The sequence below is a fragment of the Roseobacter sp. HKCCA0434 genome, assembly GCF_032464675.1.
In the GTDB taxonomy this organism is placed as follows: domain Bacteria; phylum Pseudomonadota; class Alphaproteobacteria; order Rhodobacterales; family Rhodobacteraceae; genus Pontivivens.
Window position 1 is genome coordinate 1 of the sequence record NZ_JAWDKL010000027.1, and the last position, 25,245, is coordinate 25,245.

The 25,245-nt window shown below is 68.3% G+C and carries 25 protein-coding genes; 17 read left to right on the forward strand and 8 right to left on the reverse strand.

Annotated elements, in window-relative coordinates; translation table 11 throughout:
• From xdhC to RX333_RS14615, 7 genes are all read left to right on the forward strand, one after another.
• Positions 1-610, forward strand: a 610-nt coding sequence (gene xdhC, locus RX333_RS14585; protein ID WP_316015685.1) for a xanthine dehydrogenase accessory protein XdhC, incomplete at its 5' end; no start/stop codon positions are given.
• Entirely contained in the window at positions 607-2,139 is a 1,533-nt protein-coding gene (locus RX333_RS14590) for an ABC transporter ATP-binding protein (RefSeq protein ID WP_316015686.1), read from the forward strand. The genes xdhC and RX333_RS14590, both read left to right, overlap by 4 nt.
• On the forward strand, positions 2,136-3,203 hold the full coding sequence (locus tag RX333_RS14595; protein WP_316015687.1) for an ABC transporter permease: 1,068 nt from the start codon (positions 2,136-2,138) through the stop codon (positions 3,201-3,203). The genes RX333_RS14590 and RX333_RS14595 overlap by 4 nt, the downstream gene beginning before the upstream one ends.
• The gene (locus RX333_RS14600; RefSeq protein WP_316015688.1) at positions 3,200-3,484 is read left to right on the forward strand and encodes a hypothetical protein; all 285 of its coding nucleotides are present in this window, start codon (positions 3,200-3,202) and stop codon (positions 3,482-3,484) included. Before RX333_RS14595 ends, RX333_RS14600 begins: the two co-directional genes overlap by 4 nt.
• The gene (locus RX333_RS14605; protein WP_316015689.1) at positions 3,475-4,566 is read left to right on the forward strand and encodes an ABC transporter permease; all 1,092 of its coding nucleotides are present in this window, start codon (positions 3,475-3,477) and stop codon (positions 4,564-4,566) included. Before RX333_RS14600 ends, RX333_RS14605 begins: the two co-directional genes overlap by 10 nt.
• A 49-nt stretch (positions 4,567-4,615) precedes the next feature.
• Positions 4,616-5,722: a BMP family ABC transporter substrate-binding protein gene (locus tag RX333_RS14610; RefSeq protein ID WP_316015690.1), complete on the forward strand. Its 1,107-nt coding sequence runs from the start codon at positions 4,616-4,618 to the stop codon at positions 5,720-5,722.
• Positions 5,723-6,322: 600 nt separating this feature from the next.
• Complete coding sequence (locus RX333_RS14615; RefSeq protein WP_316015691.1) at positions 6,323-6,730, forward strand: DUF6404 family protein; 408 nt, start codon at positions 6,323-6,325, stop codon at positions 6,728-6,730.
• 127 nt (positions 6,731-6,857) lie between these two features.
• On the opposite strand, the gene RX333_RS14620 is transcribed toward RX333_RS14615, so the two are convergent.
• Positions 6,858-7,907 (reverse strand): class II glutamine amidotransferase, encoded by a 1,050-nt coding sequence (locus tag RX333_RS14620; RefSeq protein ID WP_316015692.1) that lies wholly within the window; start codon positions 7,905-7,907, stop codon positions 6,858-6,860.
• Positions 7,908-7,975: 68 nt separating this feature from the next.
• Between RX333_RS14620 and RX333_RS14625 the strand changes: the two genes are divergently transcribed.
• From RX333_RS14625 to RX333_RS14650, 6 genes are all read left to right on the forward strand, one after another.
• Positions 7,976-9,571: a hypothetical protein gene (locus RX333_RS14625; protein ID WP_316015693.1), complete on the forward strand. Its 1,596-nt coding sequence runs from the start codon at positions 7,976-7,978 to the stop codon at positions 9,569-9,571.
• Positions 9,572-9,738: 167 nt separating this feature from the next.
• Positions 9,739-11,463 carry a dihydroxy-acid dehydratase gene (gene ilvD, locus RX333_RS14630; protein ID WP_316015694.1) on the forward strand — a complete coding sequence of 575 codons (1,725 nt, stop codon included), beginning with the start codon at positions 9,739-9,741 and terminating at the stop codon, positions 11,461-11,463.
• Positions 11,450-12,079, forward strand: coding sequence for a hypothetical protein (locus tag RX333_RS14635; protein ID WP_316015695.1), 630 nt, complete (start codon positions 11,450-11,452; stop codon positions 12,077-12,079). Before ilvD ends, RX333_RS14635 begins: the two co-directional genes overlap by 14 nt.
• A 3-nt stretch (positions 12,080-12,082) precedes the next feature.
• Entirely contained in the window at positions 12,083-12,826 is a 744-nt protein-coding gene (locus RX333_RS14640) for a DUF6478 family protein (RefSeq protein ID WP_316015696.1), read from the forward strand.
• A gap of 15 nt (positions 12,827-12,841) precedes the next feature.
• A complete protein-coding gene (locus tag RX333_RS14645) occupies positions 12,842-13,204 on the forward strand; it encodes a hypothetical protein (RefSeq protein WP_316015697.1) in 363 nt (120 codons plus the stop codon).
• A gap of 45 nt (positions 13,205-13,249) precedes the next feature.
• Positions 13,250-14,254, forward strand: a complete 1,005-nt coding sequence (locus RX333_RS14650; RefSeq protein WP_316015698.1) for a ligase-associated DNA damage response exonuclease — start codon at positions 13,250-13,252, stop codon at positions 14,252-14,254.
• A gap of 9 nt (positions 14,255-14,263) precedes the next feature.
• Here the strand turns inward: RX333_RS14650 and RX333_RS14655 are convergent, their stop codons facing one another.
• Positions 14,264-14,683, reverse strand: coding sequence for a VOC family protein (locus RX333_RS14655; protein WP_316015699.1), 420 nt, complete (start codon positions 14,681-14,683; stop codon positions 14,264-14,266).
• A gap of 120 nt (positions 14,684-14,803) precedes the next feature.
• Here RX333_RS14655 and mce point away from each other — a divergent pair, with 120 nt between their 5' ends.
• The 3 genes from mce to RX333_RS14670 are packed head-to-tail and all read left to right on the forward strand — an operon-like array spanning position 14,804 to position 16,105.
• Positions 14,804-15,208, forward strand: a complete 405-nt coding sequence (mce, locus tag RX333_RS14660; protein ID WP_316015700.1) for a methylmalonyl-CoA epimerase — start codon at positions 14,804-14,806, stop codon at positions 15,206-15,208.
• Position 15,209: 1 nt separating this feature from the next.
• Complete coding sequence (locus RX333_RS14665; RefSeq protein WP_316015701.1) at positions 15,210-15,482, forward strand: DUF1467 family protein; 273 nt, start codon at positions 15,210-15,212, stop codon at positions 15,480-15,482.
• Positions 15,479-16,105 carry a CPBP family intramembrane glutamic endopeptidase gene (locus RX333_RS14670; RefSeq protein ID WP_316015702.1) on the forward strand — a complete coding sequence of 209 codons (627 nt, stop codon included), beginning with the start codon at positions 15,479-15,481 and terminating at the stop codon, positions 16,103-16,105. The genes RX333_RS14665 and RX333_RS14670 overlap by 4 nt, the downstream gene beginning before the upstream one ends.
• Here RX333_RS14670 and RX333_RS14675 read toward each other — a convergent pair.
• From RX333_RS14675 to glgC, 5 genes are all read right to left on the reverse strand, one after another.
• A complete protein-coding gene (locus RX333_RS14675) occupies positions 16,095-17,111 on the reverse strand; it encodes a sodium:calcium antiporter (protein ID WP_316015703.1) in 1,017 nt (338 codons plus the stop codon). The two genes, RX333_RS14670 and RX333_RS14675, sit on opposite strands and share 11 nt — an antisense overlap.
• Positions 17,112-17,183: 72 nt before the next feature.
• Positions 17,184-18,800 (reverse strand): alpha glucosidase, encoded by a 1,617-nt coding sequence (locus RX333_RS14680; RefSeq protein ID WP_316015704.1) that lies wholly within the window; start codon positions 18,798-18,800, stop codon positions 17,184-17,186.
• A 3-nt stretch (positions 18,801-18,803) separates the two neighbouring features.
• Entirely contained in the window at positions 18,804-20,657 is a 1,854-nt protein-coding gene (glgX, locus tag RX333_RS14685) for a glycogen debranching protein GlgX (RefSeq protein WP_316015705.1), read from the reverse strand.
• Between the two features lie 78 nt (positions 20,658-20,735).
• Complete coding sequence (gene glgA, locus RX333_RS14690; protein WP_316015706.1) at positions 20,736-22,121, reverse strand: glycogen synthase GlgA; 1,386 nt, start codon at positions 22,119-22,121, stop codon at positions 20,736-20,738.
• Positions 22,122-23,381: a glucose-1-phosphate adenylyltransferase gene (gene glgC, locus RX333_RS14695; RefSeq protein ID WP_410056087.1), complete on the reverse strand. Its 1,260-nt coding sequence runs from the start codon at positions 23,379-23,381 to the stop codon at positions 22,122-22,124.
• 207 nt (positions 23,382-23,588) lie between these two features.
• Between glgC and RX333_RS14700 the strand changes: the two genes are divergently transcribed.
• Positions 23,589-24,446, forward strand: coding sequence for a DUF4394 domain-containing protein (locus tag RX333_RS14700; protein WP_316015708.1), 858 nt, complete (start codon positions 23,589-23,591; stop codon positions 24,444-24,446).
• Positions 24,447-24,501: 55 nt separating this feature from the next.
• Here RX333_RS14700 and RX333_RS14705 read toward each other — a convergent pair whose 3' ends face one another.
• The gene (locus tag RX333_RS14705) at positions 24,502-25,218 is read right to left on the reverse strand and encodes a DUF1194 domain-containing protein (RefSeq protein ID WP_316015709.1); all 717 of its coding nucleotides are present in this window, start codon (positions 25,216-25,218) and stop codon (positions 24,502-24,504) included.
• Positions 25,219-25,245 lie beyond the last annotated feature (27 nt).

Below are 25,245 nucleotides of genomic sequence, written 5' to 3' on the forward strand. Positions count from 1 at the left end.
GATGCTGGCGGAGGGCGCGCGCGCGGCCACCCGCTCCGTCCCGCTCGGACCGTCGCTCGGCCAGTGCTGCGGCGGCCATGTCGACCTGGAGTTCGAGCGGTTCGAGACGCCGCCCGCCATCGCGCCCGCGCCCACCCCGCTCTGGCTCTACGGTGCGGGTCATGTGGGCCGCGCGGTCGTCGCCGCCTTCGCGCCGCTGTCCTTTGCGATCACCTGGGTGGACGATGCCCCCGACCGCTTCCCGGCGAAGATCCCCGATCACGCCACCCCGCTGATGGCCGCCGATCCCGCCGCCGCCGTTCCCCGCGCGCCCGACGACGCGGTGCACGTCGTGATGAGCTATTCCCACGCCATCGATCTAGCCATCTGCCACGCGGTGCTGTCGCGCCGCTTCGCGCATCTGGGCCTGATCGGCTCGGACACCAAGGCCGCGCGTTTTCGCAGCCGCCTCGCGGCGCTGGGCCATGACGGTGCCACAATCGCGCGCTTGACTTGCCCGATCGGGGACCGGAGCCTCGGAAAGGAACCGGGCGCCATCGCCATCGGGCTTGCATCACGCTTGCTGCAATTGCGAAATGGCACCGGACGGGGCATAGAATCGAACGCATGACGGCACTTCTCTCACTCGCGCAGATCCGCAAGGCCTATCCGGGCGTGGTCGCCAATGACGACGTGGAACTGGATATCGATCCGGGCGAGATCCACGCCCTGCTGGGCGAGAACGGCGCGGGCAAGTCCACGCTGGTCAAGATCATCTACGGCCTCGTCACGCCCGACGAGGGCTGGATGGAGCTCTACGGCAAGCGCTACACCCCCACCTCGCCCAAGGACGCGCGCGCTGAGGGCGTCTCGATGGTGTTCCAGCACTTCTCCCTGTTCGAGGCGCTCACCGTGCGCGAGAACATCGCGCTGGGCCTCGACGAGGCGGTCCGCCCGCGCACCCTGGCCGAGCGCATCCGCACCGTCAGCGTGGAATACGGCCTGCCGCTCGACCCCGACCGGCTGATCGGCGACCTCAGCGTGGGCGAGCGTCAGCGGGTGGAGATCGTGCGCTGTCTCTTGCAGGACCCGCGTCTGCTGATCATGGACGAACCCACCTCCGTCCTGACCCCGCAGGAGGTCGAGGTCCTGTTCGGCACGCTCAGGCTGCTCGCCAAACGCGGCGTCGCGATCCTCTACATCTCCCACAAGCTCGACGAGATCCGGCAGCTTTGCGACCGCGCCACGATCCTGCGCGGCGGCAAGGTGGTGGCGACCTGCGTGCCGTCGCAGGAAACGCCCCGCTCGATGGCCGAGATGATGATCGGCACCGAGCTGGCGAGCCCGCCCGCCCGTCGCGCCATTCCCGGCCGCACGCTGCTGCGGCTCGACCGGCTGTCGCGCCCCTCGCCCGACCCGTTCGGCACCTCGCTGCGCGACCTCGACCTCAGCCTGCATTCGGGCGAGGTCACGGGCATCGCCGGGGTCGCGGGCAACGGGCAGGACGAGCTTCTGTCCGTGCTGTCGGGCGAGGACCGGGTGGAGCCGGGGATGCTCCTGCTCGACGAGCAGCCCATCGGCGATCTCGGCCCCAACCGGCGGCGACGGCTGGGCCTCTTGACCGCGCCCGAGGAACGGCTCGGCCACGCCGCCGCACCGGACATGAGCCTGACCGACAACACCATGCTGACGGGCCGCGTGCGCCAGCGCCTGTCCAATTCCGGCTTTCTCAAGTGGCAGGCCACCGCCAATTTCGCCCGCGCCGTGGTGGCGGAATTCGACGTGCGCACGCCCGGCGTCGACACGCCCGCGCGCGCGCTGTCGGGCGGCAACCTGCAGAAATTCGTCATCGGCCGCGAGGTGCTGCAAAAACCGCGCGTCCTCGTCGTCAACCAGCCGACCTGGGGCGTCGACGCCGCCGCCGCCGCGTCGATCCGCCAGGCCCTGCGCGACCTGGCCGAGAACGGGGCGAGCGTGCTGGTCATCAGCCAGGACCTCGACGAGTTGATGGAGATCTCCGACCAGTTCGCCGTGATCGCGGGCGGTCGGCTCAGCGCCACGCGTCCCGCGGGCCGCGTCTCGATCGAGGAGATCGGCCGCCTGATGGGCGGGGCCGACGCCGCCGCCGAAATGCGCGATGCGCAAGGAGCATCCGCATGATCCGCCTCGTCCCCCGGCGCGAACCCTCGCGCACCATGCAGCTCGCCACCCCGGTCCTCGCCGTCATCGCCACGATGATCGCGGGCGGGCTTCTGTTCGCCGCCCTCGGCGAGAACCCGCTGGAGGCGATCTGGATCATCTTCGGCGAGCCCATCGTCGATCCGTTCAGCCGGGCGGAGCTGTTCGTCAAGGCCGCCCCCCTGATCCTGATCGCCATCGGCCTCAGCCTCGGCTTCCGCGCGGGCGTCTGGAACATCGGGGCGGAGGGGCAGTTCATCGTCGGCGCCATCGGCGGCTCGGCGGTCGGGCTCGCCTTCTACGGCACGTCCGGCATCTGGCTGCTGCCGCTGATGGCGCTGGCGGGCATGATCTGCGGCCTCGCCTGGGCGATGATCCCCGCGATCCTCAAGGTCCGCTTCAACGCCAACGAGATCCTGGTCAGCCTGATGCTGGTCTACGTGGCCGACCAGCTCCTGCGCGCGATGGTCTCGGGCCCCTTGCGCAACCCGCAGGGCTTCAACTTCCCCGAAAGCCGCCTCTTCCACGACAGCGCCGTGCTGCCGATCCTCGTGGACGGGACGCGCATCCATATCGGCGTGGCCGTCGCCTTCGTCGTGGTGCTGGCGGCCTGGGTGCTCCTGAACCGGCACCTGACCGGCTACAACATCCGCCTGACCGGGGCCGCCCCGCGCGCCGCGCGCTTCTCGGGCGTCAGCCCCTCCTGGATCGTGATCTTCTGCCTCGGCCTCTCGGGCGCGCTCGCCGGGCTCGCAGGCCTGTTCGAGGCGTCGGGCCCCTCCGGCCAGCTCGTCCCCGCCCTGCCGCAGGGCTACGGCTTCACCGCGATCATCGTGGCGTTTCTGGGGCGTCTCAATCCCCTGGGCATCCTCGCCGCGGGCTTCGTCATGGCGCTCACTTACATCGGCGGCGAGAACGCGCAGCTCTCGCTGGGCCTGCCGCGCGCGGCGATCAGCGTGTTCCAGGGGATGCTGCTGTTCTTCCTGCTGGGTCTCGACATCCTCGTGCGCTACCGCATCGCGTCGCGGCGGGAGGGGCGCGCATGAGCCTGCACCGCACGCTGCCCCTCGTCATGGGCACCGTAATGGGGCTGATGCTGCCCTGGATGATCCATTCGGGCGGCGGCGCTGGGATCCGCTTCGTCCTCGCCCATGTCGTTGCGATCCTCGCCATCGCCTCGCTCGCCCTGATCCGTCCCGGCATCCGCCGCGCCCTGCGGCGGCACGTCACCGGCGGGCACCTCCCGCGCATGGGCGCGGGCCTCGCCCTCGGCCTCGCCGCCACCTGCGCCATCTGCCTCGCGATCGGAGAGCATCCATGGACCTGAGCGCCCTCGATCCCATCGCGCTGATCGTCTCGCTGATCGTCGCCGCCACCCCGCTGGTCCTCGCCGCGACGGGCGAGCTGGTGGTCGAGAAATCGGGCGTCCTCAACCTCGGCGTCGAAGGCATGATGATCATGGGCGCCGTCACCGGCTTCATCGCCGCGATCGAGACGGGAACGCCCCTCGCAGGCTTCGCGCTCGCCGCCCTCGCGGGCGCGCTGCTGGCGCTGATCTTCGGCTTCCTCACGCAGGTGCTCCTGTCCAACCAGGTCGCGACCGGCCTCGCGCTCACGCTCTTCGGCCTCGGCCTCGCGGCCCTGCTGGGGCAGAGCTATACCGGCATGCGCGCGCCCCAGACCCCGCGCCTGACCCTGCCCGAAATCGACAACATCCCCATCGTCGGCGACCTTCTGTTCTCCTATGACTGGGTCGTCTACTTCGCGCTGATCCTCGTGGCCCTGGTCTGGGTGTTCCTCAACCGCACCCGCGCGGGCCTGATCCTGCGCGCGGTGGGGGAGAACCACGACGCCGCCCACGCGCTCGGTTACCGCGTCGTCTCCATCCGCCTCGCCGCCATCGCCTTCGGCGGGGCCTGCGCGGGGCTGGGCGGCGCCTATCTCAGCCTCGTGCGCGTGCCCAGCTGGTCCGAGGGCATGACCGCCGGCATCGGCTGGATCGCGCTCGCCATCGTCGTCTTCGCCTCGTGGAAGCCCGCGCGCGTGATCCTCGGCGCCTGGCTCTTCGGCGGGGTGACGATCCTGCAGCTCAACATCCAGGCCGCCAATCTCAACGTGCTCGCCATCGCCGCGATGCTGCTGGCCGCCACCGCCGTTCTGATGCTCGTCACCCGCATCCACCGGCTCGACCGCCGCCGGGTGGTGCGCGTGATGTTCGTCGCCGCCCTCGCCACGCTGTCGCTGGTGCTGGCGCTGGGCTTCCCGGATTTCCGCCTCGACAGCGCCTACCTGTCGATGACACCCTATCTCACCACGATCGTCGTGCTCGTCGCCATCTCCGGCGACCGGGCACGCGCGGCCCTCAACGCCCCGGCCAGCCTCGGCCGGGTGTTCCACGCCTCCACCTGAAACGAGAGGCGACAAGGGGAACCCCCTCGCAACAAGGAGAACGAAGACAATGAATATCCTCAAGACACTGGCGCTCTCGACCGCGCTGACCCTCGGCGCGACCGCCGCGATGCCCGACGCGCATACCGAAGACCCGCTGAAGGTCGGCTTCATCTACGTGGGCCCGATCGGCGATTACGGCTGGTCCTACCAGCACGACCAGGGCCGCCTCGCCATCGAGGAGGAGTTCGGCGACGCGGTCGAGACCTCCTATCTCGAATCCGTCCCCGAGGGCGACAGCGAGCGGGCCATCCGCCGCATGGCGCAGGAAGGTCACGACCTGATCTTCACCACCTCCTTCGGCTACATGACGCCCACCCTGCGCGTCGCCCAGCAGTTCCCGGACGTGAAGTTCGAGCATGCGACCGGCTACCAGCGCGCCGACAACGTCTCGACCTATTCCGGCCGCTTCTACGAGGGCCGCGTCGTGCAGGGCTACCTCGCGGGCGAGATGACCGAGAGCAACGTGGTCGGCTACATCGCCTCCTTCCCGATCCCCGAGGTCATCCGCGGCATCAACGCGGCCTATCTCGCCGCGTCCGAGGTGAACCCGGATGTCGAGTTCAAGATCATCTGGGTCTCCACCTGGTTCGATCCGGGCAAGGAAGCGGACGCCGCGAACGCGCTGATCGAACAGGGCGCCGACGTGATCCTGCAGCACACCGACTCCACCGCCGCCATGACCATCGCCGAGGCGACCTGGGAGGGGCTGGAGGAAGGCGAGCGCGGCATCTACGCCTTCGGCCAGGCCTCCGACATGCTGGAATTCGGTCCGAACGCGCGCCTGACCTCCATCATCGACGACTGGGCCCCCTACTATATCGAGCGGGTGCAGGCCGTGATGGACGGCGAGTGGGAGAGCGCCGACGCCTGGCACGGCATCGACGAGGGCATGACCGCCATCGGCGCGCTCAACGAGAACATCCCCGAGGAAATCCGCGCCGAGGCGGAGGCGATCATCGAGGCCGTCCGCTCGGGCGAGCGCCACGCCTTCACCGGCCCGATCAACTGGCAGAACGGCGAACAGTGGCTGGCCGAGGGCGAAACCGCCGATGACGGCACGCTGCTGGGCATGAACCGCTATGTCGAGGGCATCGAGGGCACGATCCCCCAGTGATCGCCCTCCCCTGATGCGAAAGGCCCCGGAGACATCTCCGGGGCCTTTTTCTGTTCGTGACCCAACCCGCCGGCTTTGCGAAGGCGCGGACTCAAGCCGAAGGCGCCGCGCATCGGTCGTGCTGGAAGCATGCCTTTGGCGTGACCCGCCCCCCGGCCCAGCAATTTGGTTGATGAAGGCGCGACGTTGGGAGGTCGTGCGGACTCGGCCACCATAAAGCGCCACGCTCCAGCGGAAGATCGCCGCACCGCGGCCCATCGACGCGCTCCGTCGCGCCCTGGATCTGGTTCACGACTGCCATGCGCGCCTGCACTGAATATCTCGGCACCTGACGCGGCACTCGATCTTAGGGCTACACCAGTGCCCGACACAGCGCCCTGTCACGCCCCGGCCCCCGAGCCGGGGCCCCGTCGCCAGAGCCCCTCCCGATCCATGTTCGTCCCCCGGTCCCATCGCCCCCTCTCCCGCCCCGCGGGAGAGGGCCGGGGTGAGGGCCCTCGCATCTCGTCCCCCCGTCCGTACCATCGCGCACTTCCAACGCAACCGACGCCATGCCAAACCCCGACCATCCCAGCCGACCAGCCTCCCGGAGCTGACCCGATGACGAGACCCCGCCCACTGCACGCCACGACCTCCGCACCGGCGACCAACCGCCGTGAACGGCTCGCCCGCGCGCTGCGCGTGCTGGAACGTGGCGGCATCACCGGCAGCCATGCCTACGCACCGGCGCTGCGCGGACTGGCCAGCCTGGGGCTGATCGTCAAGCCGTTCCATTTCTGGTCGTTTCCGGCACTCGCGATCGTCGGCATCCTCTTGATGTCGGCGCTCTTCGGGCTCGCGATCTGGGCGAGCCTCGCCATCGGGATCGTCCCGCGCCCCATCGCCACCGTGATAGAGGCCGGCCCCATCGTGTTCGTCGCGGTCATGACCATCGGCGGTCTGTTCTTCGCCATCGCTCACCGGAGAAAGGCCCGCCAGATCGGCCTGCCGAAATGGTCGGATCTCTAGCGGCCCCCTCCCTGCCCTCGCGCCGGTCGCATGCGCCATCCCGTCCCTGCGATGCCAGCCCGGGCTCGCTCGGCGGAACCTCGCCCCCTTTCCCACGGCGCGGGAGAGGGCCGGGGGGCGAGCCGCCTCACATCGCCAGCGTCTCCACCACCTTCTCGATCCGCCCGTCCTTGCGGCGCAGCATCACGATCTCGCCGAACCCGATCTCCAGCCAGTCCTCGCCTTCCTCGGTCAGCGGCTCGGAGGCGAAGAGCGCCGAGGTCGCTTCCCCTTCCGGGGCCTCGTCCACCCGGTAGTCGCCCTCGTGGTTCTCGAAATTGCGCCCGGTCATCACGTAGACCGGCTCCAGCAGCATCGAGGTCGAATAGTCGTCCGTCCCGTGCCCGGCCTTGCGCAGCTCCCGCCAGTCCGCGTCGAACGCCGTCTCGCCTTCGTGTCCGCATCCATAGTTCACCCCGATGATCCGGTCCGGCGCCACCAGCGCGATCTTCAGCTTCATCAGCGCCACGAGGTCGAGCTTCTTCATCGCGGCCAATAGTAGCTCCAGCAACCGCTCGAACGCTGCCTTGATCTGCGCGTCCTCGTCGCCCTCGCGCAGCGACATCAGCAGCACGTAGAGGAACTCGGTATCCGTCGTGCCCTTCATCTGCGTCAGGTAGCGATCCTCGCAATGGACGAGCAGCTCGCGCTGCAATCGCTGCCAATGCGGCAGGTTGCCGTTCTGCGCGATGATCCACGGCGTCCCGTCGAAGGAAAACGGGTGGCAGTTCTCGTCCGCCAGCACCGTGCTCGCATTATAGGCCGCGGCGCGCACATGGGCGAGCATCGTGCTCGCCTGCAAGCTGGGAATGATCCCTTCCGCGTTGTCGTCGTAGAACGCCGCCATCGGCCGGTGGTAGAGCAGCGGCTTACCCGGCTCCAGCAGATGTTCGCTCCACGCCCCGAAGCCCCAGCCGGCCAGCTGCAACAGCGGGTGCAGCTCGGGATCGAGGCTCTGGTTCACCAGGCTGTTCTCGGGATCGAGCAGCAGGCTCTGCAAGGGAAGGTCCGGCCCGATATAGGCGAGGATGCGGCACATGGGGGTCTCCGTGACAAGCCGATGGGTCCGCAGCAGGTAGGGCGTTCGCGCATCCGCGCCACGCCTGCCGCCCGGTCCGTCGGCAAGCGGTTGACCCATGCGGCCTCCGCGTGCCGACTGGCGCGGACAAGATGCAGAGGCCCCGAATGTCCGGATTTCACGCCCTCATGGCGCTCGCCGCCGCCCTGATCCTACCGATCCTGACCGATGACGTGCCCTACACGCCCGTGATCGTCGTGCTGCTCATGATCGTGGCCATCATCGTCTGGCAGCATGGCGAGATCGCATCCCACCTCAAGGATCCGCAGGAGCGGGCGGAGACGGCGGATCTGCTCTGGCGCGAACGCGGCGCGGGCGGGGCGGAGGGGCGCACGCATTTCCAGGACCGCTATCACCGGCGGCTCGGCAAGGCCCTGCGCCTCATCGACCGCTGGTTCACCGACCCGCGCGTGCTCGACCCGAATTCCCCGCACTTCCGACCGCGCACCAGCGCGGCCCGCGCCTGGTCGGAGGTGCTGCTGGACCGCTGCCTCCTGCTCGCCGTGGCCTACCCCATCCTCTCCCTGCTCGCGGCTTGGATCGCGGGCGGTGCCGCCGTTCTGGGTAGTGCAGAGTTCATGCCACCGGGATCGCTAGTCGAACGCCTCGTATTCGCGGGCTTGATCCTCAATGCGCTCTGGTGGTGGTTTCAGAATATCCTTCCCGCCGGGCTCACATGGGAGCCGGCACGACAGGCAGGATCCATCGGGCCGATAGGTGCTGTTTGGCTTAGAATGGTGGGATCACTTCTGCCGATCTCTATTTTAACTTTGCTTTATGCTGGCACAGTCGCGGGTCCAGTTGCGGCCGCAGGCGCATTCGCAGTCGCGTTCGCAGTTGCAATCGCAATCGGGGTCGGAGCCGCGGCCCCAGGCGCAGCCGCGGTCGCCCTTACAGTCACGAGCGCAGGCGCAGTAATTGGCGCGGCCTCAGTCGCTAGCGCAGTCGCACTTGCAGCCATATCCGCAGGCGCATTGGACTGGGCCAACCGCAAGCGACGCTTCGTTCCGACGATCTGGGTAGCATATTTAATGGCAGTGGCACTCGCTGTAGCAGCCGGCTTGACCCTGATCTCGGCGGCAGCCGAACTTGAATTTCTGGTCCTTTTCCTCGCGATCCTCCCCCTCATCAACGGCCTCTACGACTACGCCTCCCTCGGCCTGACCCGCTGGACCCTGTATCGCGGTCATGACAGTGGCCGCCACATGCGCTGGGCCGCCATCGACCTGTTCGGGGCGCTGGGGCTGTTCGTCCTGTTGACCCTCACCCTCGTCGCCGTGCTGCACGGCGCGGACCGGATCGCCGCCGACGGGTTGCTCGACATGGGCGACCTGCTGCGCGACATCCGCGCGGCACCGGGCGATTATCCGTGGCTGTGGTTCGTGCTGCTCTCGACCCTCCTGCCGACGCTCGCGCATCTGCTGCTCGCCGCCTACGCGCTGGGCGAGGGGTTGCCGCCCCCGCGCGCGGCCCGGCACCTGGCACAGGAGATCCGCCTGATCCGGGGCGAGCACACCCGGCATTATCGCCCCGTCATGTTCTGGTTGACCGTGTGGCGTACCCTCGGAATCTCGCTGGCGCTCGGCGCGCTCGGGCTGCTGGGCTGGCTCGGCTGGCTGATCCTGCCGCCCGTCGCCGACGCGATGCGCGTCGCGGTCGAACTCTTCGCCGCGTCCCTCGGAGTCGAGATCGTGCCCGAGCGCCATGTCTGGGCGAATGGTTAACGCGAATACCCGAGCCATTTGGTCGCCATACGCGTGCCATACGCTTTCCATACGCATCGCAGACCGCCGTTTCGGGCGTTAACGCTTGCTCTTGCGCTTGGGCGAAAGTACCCCTGTGATCCCAGAAGGTCTCGCCCGATGCGGCCCAAATTCCGAGGGGAACACCCATGACGATCGATAAGTCCCGCCTGCCCTCGCGCCATGTCACCGAAGGACCCGCGCGCGCGCCGCATCGCTCCTACCTCTATGCGATGGGCCTTTCGGAAACCGAGATTCATCAACCACTTGTGGGCGTCGCGACCTGCTGGAACGAGGCCGCGCCCTGCAACATCGCCCTCAACCGCCAGGCCCAGTCGGTCAAGCAGGGCGTGAAGGTCGCGAAGGGTACCCCGCGCGAGTTCACCACCATCACCGTCACCGACGGCATCGCGATGGGCCACGAGGGCATGCGCTCCTCGCTGGCCAGCCGCGAAGCCATTGCAGATACTGTAGAATTGACCATGCGCGGCCACGCCTACGACGCCCTCGTCGGCCTCGCGGGCTGCGACAAATCCCTGCCCGGCATGATGATGGCGATGGTCCGCCTGAACGTGCCGAGCGTCTTCGTCTATGGCGGCTCGATCCTGCCGGGCCGCTACGAGGGACGCGACGTGACGGTCCAGGACGTGTTCGAGGCGGTGGGCCAGCACCAGGCGGGCAACCTCTCCACCTGCGAGCTGGAGAAGCTCGAGCAGGTCGCCTGCCCCTCCGCCGGGGCCTGCGGCGGGCAGTTCACTGCAAATACAATGGCCTGCGTGAGCGAGGCGATCGGCCTCGCATTGCCGAATTCCTCCGGCGCGCCCGCCCCTTACGAGAGCCGCGACCAGTATGGCGAGGCGTCGGGCCAGGCGGTCATGAACCTGATCGCGAAGAACATCCGCGCCCGCGACATCGTCACGCGCGAGAGCCTGATCAACGCGGCCCGAGTCGTCGCCTGTACCGGCGGCTCGACCAATGCGGGGCTACACCTTCCGGCCATCGCGCATGAGGCCGGGATCGACTTCTTCCTCGAAGACGTCACCGACATCTTCCGTGAGACACCTTATTTCGTGGACCTCAAGCCGGGTGGCGCCTACGTGGCAAAGGACCTCTACGAGGCGGGCGGCGTGCCGGTCGTGCTCAAGGAACTGGACAAGGCGGGCCTGATCCATCGCGACTGCGTCACCGCGACGGGCCGTTCGATCGGGGAGGAGATCGACCGCGTCACCCGCGAGGCGGACGGCAAGGTCATCCACTCCGTCGCCACCCCGATCAGCAAGACCGGCGGCGTCGTCGGGCTGAAGGGCAACCTCGCCCCCGAAGGCGCCATCGTGAAGATCGCGGGCATGACCGAGGAGCAGCTGAGCTTCACCGGCCCCGCGCGAGTCTTCGAGTGCGAGGAGGACGCCTTCGCCGCCGTGCAGAACCGTGAATACGAGGAAGGCGAGGTCATCGTGATCCGCAACGAGGGTCCCGCGGGCGGCCCCGGCATGCGCGAGATGCTGGCGACCACCGCGGCGCTGTCCGGTCAGGGCATGGGCAAGAAGGTGGCGCTGATCACCGACGGGCGTTTCTCGGGCGCGACACGCGGGTTCTGCGTCGGCCATGTCGGCCCCGAGGCCGCGCATGGCGGGCCGATCGCGCTGCTGCGCAACGGCGACACGATCACGCTCGACGCGCGCGCGGGCACGATCTCCGTCGATCTCAGCGACGAGGAACTGGCGCAGCGCCGTGCGGACTGGTCCGGCCCGAAGGACACGATCTACGCCTCGGGCGCGCTGTGGAAATACGCCCAGCAGGTCGGTGCCACCTACAAGGGGGCCGTGACCCATCCCGGCGCGCAGAGCGAGAAGCACGTCTATGCGGATCTCTAGGGCGCTCATCCTCGTCGGCCTGATCGCGGCCTGCGAGCCGGTGGAGCGGGTCGAGGAGGAGGCCGGCGGTTCGTTGGACACGGCCCTCATGCAAGGGCTGACCCTCGAACGCGCCGGCCGCGACGTCGCCATCGCGCCGCCGAGCGGCGCGTGCCTGACCTCCGACCCGGTCGATACCGGCGCGGTGATCGCGGCCGATTGCGCAGGACTCGGCATGACCGAAGGGCCCCCGGCCCCGATCCTCGCGCTGATGACGGCCAGCGTCGACACGGGCCCGGTGCCGGGGCGCGGCGACTTGCGCGAGCGGATGCGGGTGGTCGAGCGCAGCATCCAGTCCCGCCGCGGCGACAGCTCGCTGGGCGAGGCCGATGGCGTCACCCGCCTGATCGAGACCCGCATCGTCGGCGATACGGTCTATGCCTTGCTGGAAGACAGCGACGGCGCCTTTCCGGGTGCGGCCCGACGCTTCTGGCGCGCGGTCAGCGAGGAAAATGGCCGCATGCTGATCCTGACCGCACGCGGCTACGACGGTGCCTGGGCCGGGGAAGGGCCGCTTTACGACCGGCTGGCGGCGTTCCGCCGTGCGGTGCGGCAGGCCAACGCGACGCTGGGATAGCGGATGTTGGAGCGGGTCCGCACGGCCTATGGCGACGCGCTCGTCTGGCTGACCCGCCGGGCCTTCCGCAGGCGCGTCCGCTCCTTGGGACATGTGCAGCCGCAGACGGCGCGGCGCTGGTCGCGGCAGGCGGAGGAGCTGTCGCGCCTCGGCCAGTCGATCCGGCTGACCGCCCCATCGGCGGAGGCCGTGTTCGGCGCCGACCTTCCCGGCGACGCGGAGTTGCTGCACCGGCCGAGCCTCGTCGCCACGCGTCAGGCGACCGCGGACATGGTGGCGCCCGACAGCGGATATGCCCTATCGGCGGATGTGACGCTGCATCACGACTTCGACGCTGCGCACCTCTCCACCCGGCAGGTGCAGGGCGGGTCGGGCCAGGCGCTGATTATGGACCTGTGGCATGTCGAGGGCAGCTTCGTCTCGCTGGCCCTCGCCCTGCCCGAGACCCGCGTCGGGACCGTCGGGCGCAACGACCTGATCCGGCTCGGCTACGACCTCTCGATCGAGCAGAATTGCGACGTCTTCGCGCGGCTGAACCTCGGCCACGGCCCGAATACCGAACAGGTGGTGCGCCAGCTCGACCTGCGGCCCGGCGTGACGGCGCTGGAATTCGACGTGCATTACACCGACTATGATCCCGACCGCGCGCGCGAGATCTGGATCGACCTGATCTTCGCCCCCAGGCCGATGAACCGGATCGAGATCCGCGACCTGACCATCGCGCGACGCCCGCGCCTGTCGCTGTGAGGAAGGACCGCCCGCATGACCGATGACAGCCACATCCGGATCGACGGAGGAGAGATCCACGCGCAGGTGGAGGCCGGCGGGTTCGTCCCTCTCGAACTGGTGCTCGACGGCGCGGTGATCGCACGGCCCGTGCCACGCCCCCTGCCCGAGCGGCGCGGATGGGTGGAGGTGGTCCATCCCCTCCCCTCCGAACACCTGCGCGCCGGGATCAACCTGATCCAGATCCGGCGGCAGGGGGAGGAGCATGCCCTTGCCACTCTGCCGGTGACCATCGGCGACCTGCCCGAGGGCGACCTGCGCGCCGAGATGGCCCATCTGCGCGCGGAGTTGGAACTGGTGAAGTCGGTCCTGCGCGAGCGCCTGCGCCGACTGGTCTGACGCGGCCCCGCGCCCTACCTGCCCTGCCGGGACGAGGAGGGCGCGATGAAGGCCACCGATCTGCTGCAGGTGCGCGACGAGGGGCTCTATTGCCCGCCGGGCGGCTTCTACATCGACCCCGTGCAGCCCGTCGATCGGGCGCTCGTCACGCATGGGCACGGCGATCATTGCCGCCCTGGACACCGGCACCTGATGGCCACGGCCGACACGATCGCCATCGCTCAGACCCGCTACGGCGCCGATGCCTTCGCCGCGGTGCAGGCGGCCGAGGAGGGCGAGGTCATGCGCATCGGCGATGTCGATGTGCATTTCAGGCCGGCGGGCCACGTGCTCGGCTCCGCCCAGATCGTGATCGAGGCGGGTGGCGCGCGGGCGATCTTCACCGGGGACTACAAGCGGGCGCACGACCCGACCTGCACCCCCTTCGCGCCTGTCCCCTGCGACCTCTTCGTGACCGAGGCGACCTTCGGCCTGCCGGTGTTCCGCCATCCGCCGATTCAGGGAGAGCTCGACCGGCTGTTCACCTCGCTCGCCGCGTTCCCCGAGCGGGCGCATGTGCTGGGGGTCTATGCGCTGGGCAAGGCGCAGCGGATCATCGCGGAACTGCGCGCGCGCGGCCATGACGCGCCCGTGTACCTGCACGGCGCGCTCATCAAGCTGGTGGAACTCTACGAGGCGCTAGGCGTGCCGATGGGCGAATGGCGTCCCGTGCTCGACACCGACAAGGCGGAGCTGCGCGGCCAGATCGTGCTGGCCCCGCCCGGCGCGATCCAGGACCGGTGGGCCCGCCGCCTGCCCGACGCGCTGCCCGTGGGCGTCTCGGGCTGGATGCAGGTGCGGGCCCGTGCCCGGCAGCGGCGCGTGGAGCTGCCGCTCATCGTGTCGGACCATTGCGACTGGGACGCGCTCTGCGCCACCGTGCGCGAGGTGCAGGCCGAAACCGTCTGGGTCACGCACGGCGCGGAGGAGGCGCTGGTGCACTGGTGCCGGGAGCAGGGGCTGGAGGCCGCCCCCCTCTCCATCGCCGGGTTGGGCGAGGAGGAGGACTGAGCGCGCCGCTCAGCCCATCTTGTCGCCGGTGTAATTCAGCATCCACGGCGTACCGAACCGATCGGTGAACATCGCGAACTTCACCGCCCAGAAGGTCTCCCCGGCGGGCATGTCATGGGCGCGGGCGTCCTTGGCGAGGGCTGCGTAGACCCTGTCGAACTCCGCATCGCTATCCACCTCGATCTGCAGGCGGAAGCCCTGCGGCGTCTGGTACATGTCCGGCGAATTGTCCGACGCCATCACCAGACGCCCGGCCACCTTTGCGACCATATTCATCACCAGATTATCGCCGCCGGGCATCCGCTCCTCCTCCGACGGTGCGTCGCCGTTGCGCATGACGTGCACGATCTCGCCGCCCAGCGTGTCGACATAGAGGGTCATCGCCTCCTCGCAATCATCCCTGAAGAACAGGTATTGGTTGAGTTCCATGCGCTTCCCTTTCCAGCAGGATTCGGCACCGCAGCCTAGCACGGCGGGCCGCGACGCCTCGTCCCGCTTTTCGAGCCGCGGCGGATCGCATATGAGAGCCGCAGTCAAAGGGAGAGCAAAATGATCGGACGCCTCAACCACGTCGCCATCGCGGTGCCGGATCTCGACGCCGCAGCCGAGCAGTACCGCAACACGCTGGGCGCGGATGTCGGCGCGCCGCAGGACGAGCCGGATCACGGCGTCACGGTCATCTTCATCACCCTGCCCAATACCAAGATCGAGTTGCTCTACCCGCTTGGCGAGGATAGCCCGATCCGGGGCTTCCTCGACAAGAACCCGTCGGGTGGCATCCATCACATCTGCTACGAGGTGGACGACATCCTCGCCGCCCGCGACCGGCTGAAGGAGAGCGGCGCGCGTGTCCTCGGATCGGGCGAGCCGAAGATCGGCGCGCATGGCAAGCCGGTCCTGTTCCTGCACCCCAAGGATTTCACCGGCACGCTGGTGGAACTGGAGCAAGCCTGACATGGCCATCACCTCCGTCATCGTCGTCTTCGCCGTGATGTGGTTCCTCGCCCTCTTCGTCGTGCTGCCCATCGGCGAGGTCAGCCAGGAGGAGGACGGCGAGGTCGTGCCCGGCACGCCCCCCGGCTCCCCGGCCAATCTGAGGATGAAGCGCAAGATCGTCATCACCACTGTGGTCTCGGCCGTGCTGACGGCGATCATCTGCGGGGTCATCGTCTCGGGGCTCGTGACGATCGAGATGATCGACGTCTTCGGCCGGTATCGACCGGAGTGATCGGGCACGGGCGGCTATGGGCGGAACTGGTCGGGTTCTATCTCGGCGTTCCGCTGCTGCTCGCCTTCGGGCTGCCGCCCTCGACGATGTGGACGGTGCTGGCCGCCGTGACCGGTATCGGGATCGTGCTGCTGCATCGGACCGAGGGGTTCGATTGGCGCGAGCTTGCCGTGGCCCGGATCGAGTGGCGCGCGACGGTGATCTTCGCCCTGGCCACGGCCCTGGTCGCGATTGTCCTGACGCTGACCCTCATGCCGCAGATGTGGCTCTACCTGCCGCGCACCGAGACCGCGCTGTGGCTGACGATCCTGGCGCTCTACCCGCTGGTCTCGGCCCTGCCGCAGGAGCTGATCTTCCGCCCGCTCTTCTTTCGCCGCTATGGCGCGCTGGTGCCCTCTGGGGCGGGCATCTGGATCAACGCCGCGCTGTTCTCGCTGGCGCACCTGATGTACCGGGACTGGATCGTGCTCGCCATGACCTTTTCGGGCGGGCTCGCCTTCGCCTGGGCATACGAGCGGCGGGGCAGCTTCTGGACGGCGGTGCTGATGCATGCGCTGGCGGGGGGCATCGTCTTTACCGTGGGGCTGGGTCGGCTGTTCTATTCCGGCGCGGTCAGCGGTTGAGCTGGACGAAGACCATCATCGCGTAGAGCCCGGCGATCGCGCCGCCCTCCAGCCCGATGCCCTTGCGGTCGCGCATGATGAGGCCCAGCAACAGCGCCGCCGTCATGGCGAGCGCCGTGGCCATCACGAAGCGGTCATCGTTGCCGACCGCGTGGTAGAGAGATCCGTCGCGATAGGCGATGTCGCCGAGGCTGAGGAACAATGCGTCGAAGGCATTGCCGCCTATGATCCCGCCCACGGCCAGTTGCAGCGCGCCGCGGCGGACGGCGGCCAGCGTCGTGACCAGTTCCGGCAGCGAGGTGACGACCGCGATCATCAAGGCGCCGACGAGGCTTTGCGACAGACCGGCCTCACGCGCGATGCCGGTGCCGGTCTTGGCCAGCAGCCAGCCCGCGACCGCCACAACCAGCCCCAGCGCCAGGGAGCTCGCCACCAGCGGCAGGATCGGTTGGCGCGCCGCGTCCTCGTCCGGCTCGTCGTCGCGGGTGTGCGGCGTGGCGCGCGGAGTCCACATCGGCGTGTCGGCCAGCTGGACCGCGCGGCGCATAGCGACGAAGTAGATGGCGAACAAAAGCAGGCTGACTGGATGGACGGAAAAGATCGTGAAGGCGGGCGCGAACCCTGCGGCGAGCGCGCAGGACAGCATCAGGATCAGCGCGCCCGAGGAGATCAGATTGCCCGCATCCGCCGCCGCGTGCTCGAGGTTGGCGCGGCGATAGGCGAGGTCCGCGACGACGAGGAACAACGTCTGCACCGCGATCCCGCCCACCGCGTTGGACAGCGCCAGCGACGGCAGCCCGTCGAGCGCCGCCGTCACCGTCGCGACGATGCCGGGCAACGAGGTTGCTGCCCCAAGCATCAGCCCGCCGACCACCGCCTCACCGAGCCCGGTGGCGTCCGCCAACCGGTCGGCCCGGCTGGTCAGCATCGCACCGCAGGCCACCACGACGGCGGCCCCGAGAGCGAAGAGCGCGATCAGGATCGGCAGGGACAGGGCGTCGAACATCGGGCCGCCTTTCGTTCGGTCGGGTTCCCGTCCGCAGCTAGGGTGGCGGTGCGTGCTGACCAGCCGGGCCGACTAGATGATCGCGAAGCCCAGCGGCGGCAGCACGGTTTTCCCGTCCGTCTCGACGGCGAGCTGAGCCGTGGCGGTGGGCATGTCGGTCGGTGTGCCATGCGAGGCGACCGTCCGCTCCTCTCGTGCGAAGTTGAACAGACAGGTCCGCGTCGCGCCGTCATGCGTGCGGGTGAAACCCAGGACGTCCTCGGGCAGATCGTCGAGGAAGGAGATGTCGCCCTTTACCAGCGCCGCATCGTCCTGCCGAAGCGCGATGGCCGCGCGGTAGTGGTCCAGAACGCTGCCCTCGCCTTGCCGATCCACCGCCAGCGGCAGGTGCGCGTCGGGCACCGGCAGCCAGGGCTTCGCCGCGTTGGTCTCGGAAAAACCGCCGAACCGCTTGTCCGCTTCCCACACCATCGGCGTGCGACAGCCGTCGCGACCCTTAAAGCCGGGCCAGAAGCGGATGCCGTAGGGATCGGTCAGATCCTCGTATGCGATTTCGGCCTCGGGCAGGCCCAGCTCCTCCCCCTGGTAGAGGCAGATCGTGCCCCGCAGACAGGTCAGCAGCGAGATGCAGAACTTCGCCAGCCGCTCCGGGTCGTCGCCCTCCTGCGCCCAGCGGGTGACGTGGCGGGTCACGTCGTGGTTGGAGAAGGAGTGGCAGACCCAGCCCTCCGAAACCTTGTCCTCGATCTTCTCGACGGTCTCGCGGATGAACGTCGCCGAGAACTGGTCGGCCAGCAGATCGAACGTGTAGGCCATGTGCAGCCTCTCCGATCCACGGGTATAGGCCGCGACCGTGTCGTAGCTGCGCTGTTCGTCCCCCACCTCGCCGACCGAGGTGCGGTCGTCATACTCGTCGAGCAGGGCGCGCACGCGCTTGAGGAAGTCGAGATTCTCGGGCCGCGACTTGTCGTAATCGTGCTGCTGGAAACTGTAGGGGTTCGACGCCTCGATGAAGCTCGACCCGCTGCCGCGCGTGGCGGGCGGGTTGTTGCGCAGCTCGGTATCGTGGAAATGGTAGTTGCACGCATCGAAGCGGAACCCGTCGATGCCACGGTCCAGCCAGAACCGGATCTCGCCCAGCATCGCCTCCTGCACGTCCGGATTGTGGTAGTTGAGCTGCGGCTGCGAGGTCAGGAAGTTGTGCATGTAGTACTGGCGGCGGATGCTGTCCCATTCCCAGCTCGGGCCGCCGAAGACGCTGAGCCAGTTGGTCGGGGCGGAGCCGTCCTCCTGCGCCTCGGCCCAGACGAACCAGTCGGCCTTGGCGTTCTCGCGGCTGGTGCGGCTTTCGAGGAACCAGGGGTGCTGGTCCGAACAATGGGCCATCACCATATCCATCGTGACCTTCAGCCCCAGTTCGTGTGCCCGCGCGATCAGCGTGTCGAACTCGTCGAGCGTGCCGAACATCGGGTCGACGTCCCGGTAATCCGAGACGTCGTAGCCGAAATCCTTCATGGGCGATTTGTTGAAGGGGCTGATCCAGATCGCATCGACCCCGAGGCCGGCGACATGGTCGAGCCGCTGCGTGATGCCCCGGAAGTCGCCGATGCCGTCCGCGTCGGTGTCCTGAAACGAACGGGGATAGATCTGATAGAACGTGGCGCCGCGCCACCAGTCGGGATTGCTCATGTCTCAGTCCGTCTCCATCCAGTAGTCGACGCTGCGGGCGGGCACGTCGCCCCATCCACGCAGGCTGGTCCAGTTGCCCTCGGGCCGGGCGAAGGGCAGCTCGACATCGCTTCCGTTGATCGCGACCACGACGCCCGGCAGACGCATCTGCACGGCGCGCCCGCCTTCCCAGTCGGTGACGATCGAGCCGTCCGGGTTGCACCACTCGACGCAATCGGCGGTCAGGAAGTTGAGGCGCCCCAGTTCCGCGACCTCTGCCCGTGCCCGCGCATAGGCCTGCGCGGCGTTGAGGATATCGAAGTCGATATTCTCCCAGTCCACCCAGCTGATCTCGTTGTCCTGGCAATAGGCGTTGTTGTTGCCCTGCTGCGTGCGGCCCATCTCGTCGCCCGCGGTCAGCATGATCGAGCCCCGCGCGGCGAAGAGCGTGCCGAGCAGGGCCGCGATGTCGCGCCTGCGCGCCGCGATCACGGCCGGATCGTCGCTGCCGCCCTCGACACCGTTGTTCCACGACTGGTTGTCGTTGTGGCCGTCGCGGTTGTCCTCGCCATTGGCCTCGTTGTGCTTCTCCTCGTAGGAGACGAGGTCGTGCAGGGTGAAGCCGTCATGCGCGGCGAGGAAATCGACCGTGCGGGTCTGCTCCCCGTCGAACATGTCCGAGGATCCCGCCAGCCGCGTGGCGAGATCGGCAAGCGGGCCGGTCCCCTTCCAGAAGCTGCGCATGTCGTCGCGCGCGCGGTCGTTCCATTCCAGGAACGGCTCCCCGAACTGGCCGACCTGGTAGCCGCCGGGACCGATGTCCCAGGGCTCCATGATCAGGAGGCCCGAGCCGATATCGGGATCCTCTCGCATCGCGCGCAGCGTCTCGGCATTCGGGTCGAACCCGTCCATCGTGCGGCCCAGCACCGGCCCGAGGTCGAAGCGGAAGCCGTCCACGCCGCATTCGGCGCGGAACATCCGCAGCGTGTCGAGGATCAGCCGCCGGATCATCGGGTGATCGCAGGCGACCGTGTTGCCGCAGCCGGTATCGTTCACGAGATCGGGGCCGACATGGCGGTAGGAGGCGGCATTGGCGATGCCGCGCAGGCTGAGCGTGGGGCCGTCCAGATCGCCCTCGCCCGTGTGGTTGAACACGAGGTCGAGGATCGTGCCGATGCCCGCCTCGCGCAGCTTCGCCACCGTGTCGCGCAATTCGGGCAGCCCGCCGGGGCAAAGCCGAGGATCGGGCGTGCCGAAGGTGACGGGGTTGTAGCCCCAGGCATTGGTCAGACCAAGCGGACCGAGATGCCATTCGTCGATCCAGGCGACGATGGGCATCAACTCCACCGCCTCGACATGGAGCGCCTTGAGATGTTCGATCACCGAGGGATGCGCGAGGGCCGCGACGGTGCCGCGCTGCTCCTCCGGCACGTCCGGGTGGCGCATGGTGAAACCGCGCACGTTCAGCTCGTAGATCAGGCCGCCGGGCTGGAAGACCGGCTCGGGCGCCGTGCCGCCGAGCGGCGCACGCACGATGGCCTTGGGCACGATATCCGACGTGTCCGCGCCACGCTCGCGCAGCGCCTCGTCGAAGCGCCAGGGGCCGGTCTGCTCCCGCGCCCAGGGGTCCATCAGGTGCTTGGCCGGGTCGAAGACGCGCGCCTCCTCCGGCAGCCAGGGCCCTTCGGCGGTGTAGGTGTAGGGTGCGCCGTCGCCGACGCCCTCGACATGGACGCTCCACCAGTCGCCCTCGCGGGTCAGCGGAACCGTGCGGTCGGGCAGATGCAGGTGGATCGCATCGGCGGCTTCGGACCACAGGGTGAAGCGGGTGCCGGTCTCGTCGGGGACTGCGCCGGGGGTGTAGGTCGGGTCGGACATCTGGGGAGTGCCTCAAAGCGGTTGCGGCGCACCATATGCGCCGCAGCAAGAACTTCGCAAGGGCAGCTCGGTTCCCGTTCAGACGAGGCTGCGGTAGAGCGCCGCATATTGCGCGGCGGACGCCTCCCACCCGACCTCGCTGCGCATCCCGGCGCGCTGCATCGCGGTCCAGTCGAGCGTGCCGTACAGGCGACAGGCCTCGGCGATCGCGGCCCCGAGCGCGAAGCCGTCGCCGGGGGCGTGGACGATGCCCGTCGCCACCCCCGCCCGCAATGCGGCGTCATTCGCATGGACGACCGTGTCGGCCAGACCGCCGGTCCGCGCCACGATCGGCACGCAGCCATAGCGCAGGCCGTAGAGCTGCGTCAGCCCGCACGGCTCGAACCGGGAGGGGATCAGGATGGCATCTGCCCCGCCCTGCATCAGGTGGCTCAGCGGCTCGTCATAGCCGACATGGATTGCGACCCGGCCCGGATGGCGATCCGCCGCGTGGGCGAAGGCCTGCTCCAGCCCCGGTTCGCCCGATCCTAGCACGGCGAGGCGCCCCCCGAGGCCCACCAGGTGATCGACATTCTGCGCCAGCAGGTCGAGCCCCTTTTGCGAGGTCAGGCGGGAGATGACGCAGAACAGCGGTCCCCCCGGCTGCAATCCGAAACGGTCGTCGAGCGCCTCGCGGTTCGCGCGGCGGCGGGCCAACGTCCGCGGGGAGAAGCCTTTAACCAGCGCCGGGTCGTCCGCAGGGTTCCAGGCCTCGGTGTCGATGCCGTTGACGATGCCGTGCAGCACATGGGCGCGGGCGTTGATGATGCCCTCCATGCCCATGCCGAACTCGGGCGTTCGGATCTCCTTCGCGTAGGTCGGGCTGACCGTCGTGATCGCGGAGGCGAGGCTTAGCCCGCCCTTGAGGAAACCGACATCGCCCCAATACTCGACCCCCTCGACCGAGAAGGCGCCCTCGGGCAGCGCGAGCTCGTCCAGCACGTCGCGGCCATAGCGCCCCTGGAAGGCGATGTTGTGGATGGTCAGCAGGCTCGGCGGCCCGCCGTCGAGCGCGAGATGCACCGGCGCCAGCGCCGCCTGCCAGTCATGCGCGTGCAGCAGGTCGAAGCCATCGCGCGCCACCTCTGCCGCCGCGCGGGCGAACCGGGCGAAACGGCGGGCATTGTCGGGCCAGTCCGCGCCGTCCTTGCCGTAGGGTCCGCCATCGCGGTCGAAGAGGTCGGGCGCGTCGAAGACCATCAGGTCCAGACCATCGGCGCGCCCGGACAGGATACGCCAGTCGGGGCCCTGTCGCACGGTTTTCGCCTTCGTCAGCGCCTGCGTCACCGCCGGATAGCCGGGGACGAAACTGGTCACCTCCACCCCCTGCCCCGCCAGCGCGACCGGCAGGGCCCCGGCGACATCGGCGAGGCCCCCGGTCTTGACGAGCGGGTAGATCTCGGAGGTGACGGAGAGGACCTTCACTCAGCTCTCCAGCGCGTCGATCATCTTCTGGGTGATCAGAACGATGCCGTTTTCGGTCCGGCGGAAGCGGCGGTCGTCTTCCTCGGCATCCTCGCCGACGATCATGCCGTCGGGGATCGTGACCCCACGGTCGAGAACCACGTTCTTCAATCGCGCATGGCGTCCGATCTCGCAGCCCGGCAGGATCACTGCCTTGTCGAGCACCGAATAGGAATTCGTGCGCACGCCGGAAAAGCACAGCGAGTTCGACATCTCCGTGCCCGAGATGATGCAATCGCCCGACACCAGCGATTGCACGGCAGACCCGCGACGCCCCTCCTCGTTATGGACGAACTTTGCGGGCGGCAGCGTCTCGGCATGGGTCCAGATCGGCCAGTTGCGGTCGTAGAGGTCGAGATCGGGGACCGTCGTCGTCAGGTCGATATTGGCCTGCCAGTAGGCATCGACGGTGCCGACATCCTTCCAGTAGGCGAGGCTCTCGGCGTCGGAGCGGACGCAGGACGCCTCGAACCGGTGCGCCTGCGCGTGGCCGTTCCTGACGATATGCGGGATGATGTCCCCGCCGAAATCGCGCTTGGACCCTTCGGTCGCCGCATCGCGGCGTAATTCCTCCATCAAAAAGGCGGTGTTGAAGACGTAGATCCCCATCGAGGCCAGCGCGTTGCCCTCGTCGCCCGGTATACCGGGCGGATCGGCGGGCTTCTCGACGAATTCGGTGATGCGGTCATCTGCATCGACGGCCATGACGCCGAAGCCCGTCGCCTCCATCCGCGGCACGGTCAGGCAGCCGACCGTGACGTCCGCGCCGGTGTTCACGTGCTGTTGCAGCATGATTTCGTAGTCCATCTTGTAGATGTGGTCGCCCGCGAGGATCACCATGTATTCGGGGGCGTAGTCCTCGATGATGTCGATGTTCTGGAAGACCGCATCCGCCGTGCCCTCGTACCAGGCGTCGGATGTCCGCTGCGAGGCGGGCAGGATGTCGAAGCTCTCGTTCCGTTCGGTTCGCAGGAAGTTCCAGCCGCGGTTGAGGTGCCGGATCAGGCTGTGTGCCTTGTACTGGGTCGCGACACCCATGCGCCGGATGCCGGAATTGAGCGCATTGGACAGGGCGAAGTCGATGATCCGCGTCTTGCCGCCGAAATAGACAGCCGGTTTCGCACGCACGTCCGTCAGCTCCTTGAGCCGCGATCCGCGCCCGCCCGCGAGCACATAGGCCATCGCATCGCGGCTGAGCGGTCCTTGTGGTTGCATGTCGATCCTCCCGTCTTGTCTCGTTTCGGGCGGTTCGAGCCGCCTCTCATAAAGAGCGTAGCGCGCGCGTGGCAAAACACGACCGCAATTTTTTCGGGCGATTCCCCCCAAAAAAGCCCGCTGCAGCGAAACTCGAGCCGGAAAGGCACCGTTACTGACCACGACAAGCCGGTCATTCACGCCGGACAAAGTCGCAAAACAGAGAGGAATAACATGACGTTTCGCATTCTTACCGCTGCTTCCGCCCTCGCCCTCGCGACCAGCCCGGCCTTCGGTGCCGCGCATGCTGGCAACATGGGCTATGCGCTCGCCGATGACGGCAACACGCTGGTCGTGATGGCCGATATCGCCGCACCCGGCGACGTGCAGACCTTCGATCTGTCCACCGAACTCGACGCCATCGCCTGGCGCCCGGTGACGAGCGAGCTGCTCGGCTATTCCGACGGCATGATCTACACGATCAACACCGCGACGGGTGAACTGACCGATCTGGGCGCGACCTTCATGGACGATGCCACGATCGACGACGGCGCGATGGTCGCCTTCGACTTCAACAACGCGATCGACGCCGTCCGTGCTGTGTCCTCGAACGGCGACAACCTCGTCTACTTCCCCGACGGGTTCGGCGACAATGACGAGCGGGCCAACTCCGTGCGTCGCTTCACCAACCTCGCCTACGCGGAGGGTGACGGCAGCGCCGGCATGACGCCGATGATCTACGCCAACGCCTATACCAACGCGATCGCGGGCCAGACCGCGGGCTCGACCTTCCAGTACGCGCTCGACGCCGAGAGCAATGCGCTGGTGAGCCTCGCCAACAACGACGGCACGCTCGAGACGATCGGCGCGGTGACCGTGGACGGTGTGGCGCTCGACCTTGCGCCGATGGGCGGCTTCGACATCGTGTCGCCTGCCGAGGGTGAGGATCAGGCCTATGCGATCCTGCAGACCGAGGGGTCCGAGACCGCGGGTCTCTACATGATCGACCTCGAAACCGGCGCGGCGACCGAGCTTGCCGATCTCGGGATGGGTGGTTTCAGCGGCTTCGCCGTCTCCATGGGTGGCATGTAACCACAGGCTAGACTGGAACGGAGAGAGAGCGGCGGCCCTGCGGGGCCGCCGTTTTTCATTCGGCCAGCGTCGCCGTGTCGAACTCGTCGGGCGTCAGCCCCGCGATCTCCAGCACCAGCTTGCGCCGCACGGCGAGGGCGAAGGTCTCCCGGCTTTCGGCGACGACCATGAAGGCATCCGGCCCGCCGATGATCCGGTCCGCGTAAGCGTCGGCAAGCATGTCCCCACCGCGGTCCGGGCGCAGGATCGGCAGACCGTTGATCGTGATCCCGGCGGCGAGCACCTCGCGCCGCGCCTCGGCAATGGACGGTCCGTGGAAATTCCCGATCGTGTCGCCCGAAAAGTCGATCACGCCGCGCACCCCTTGAATGTCATTGCCCTCGATCAGCTCCATCCCGCCCAGCAGCGCCCGCCCGATGGCGTTGCGCCCGACCGCGCGGCGCGGGGCCACGGCCAGCGCCTCGGCGAAGGCGGCGGCATCGGCGGCGTCCTCGATCACCATCCAGGGCACCACGACCTCGGGATACTCGGCCCATTCCACATAGGTCACGGCGATCCGGCTCCACAGCCCTTCGGCGATCGCCTCCAGCACACGCGGCTCCTGCATCGCCTGCGCGTAGCCCGACCGCTGGAAGGCAAGTTCCTCCGCATCGATGGAGCCGGACGCATCGGCCAGCAGCACCAGTTCGAGGCCGACCGGTTCCTGCACCGCCTCCTGTCCGATGGCACCGGTGGCGAGCAGCGACAGCGTGAAGGCGAGCGCGTGTTTCATGCAGCCAGCGTGCCGCATTCTCCTCGG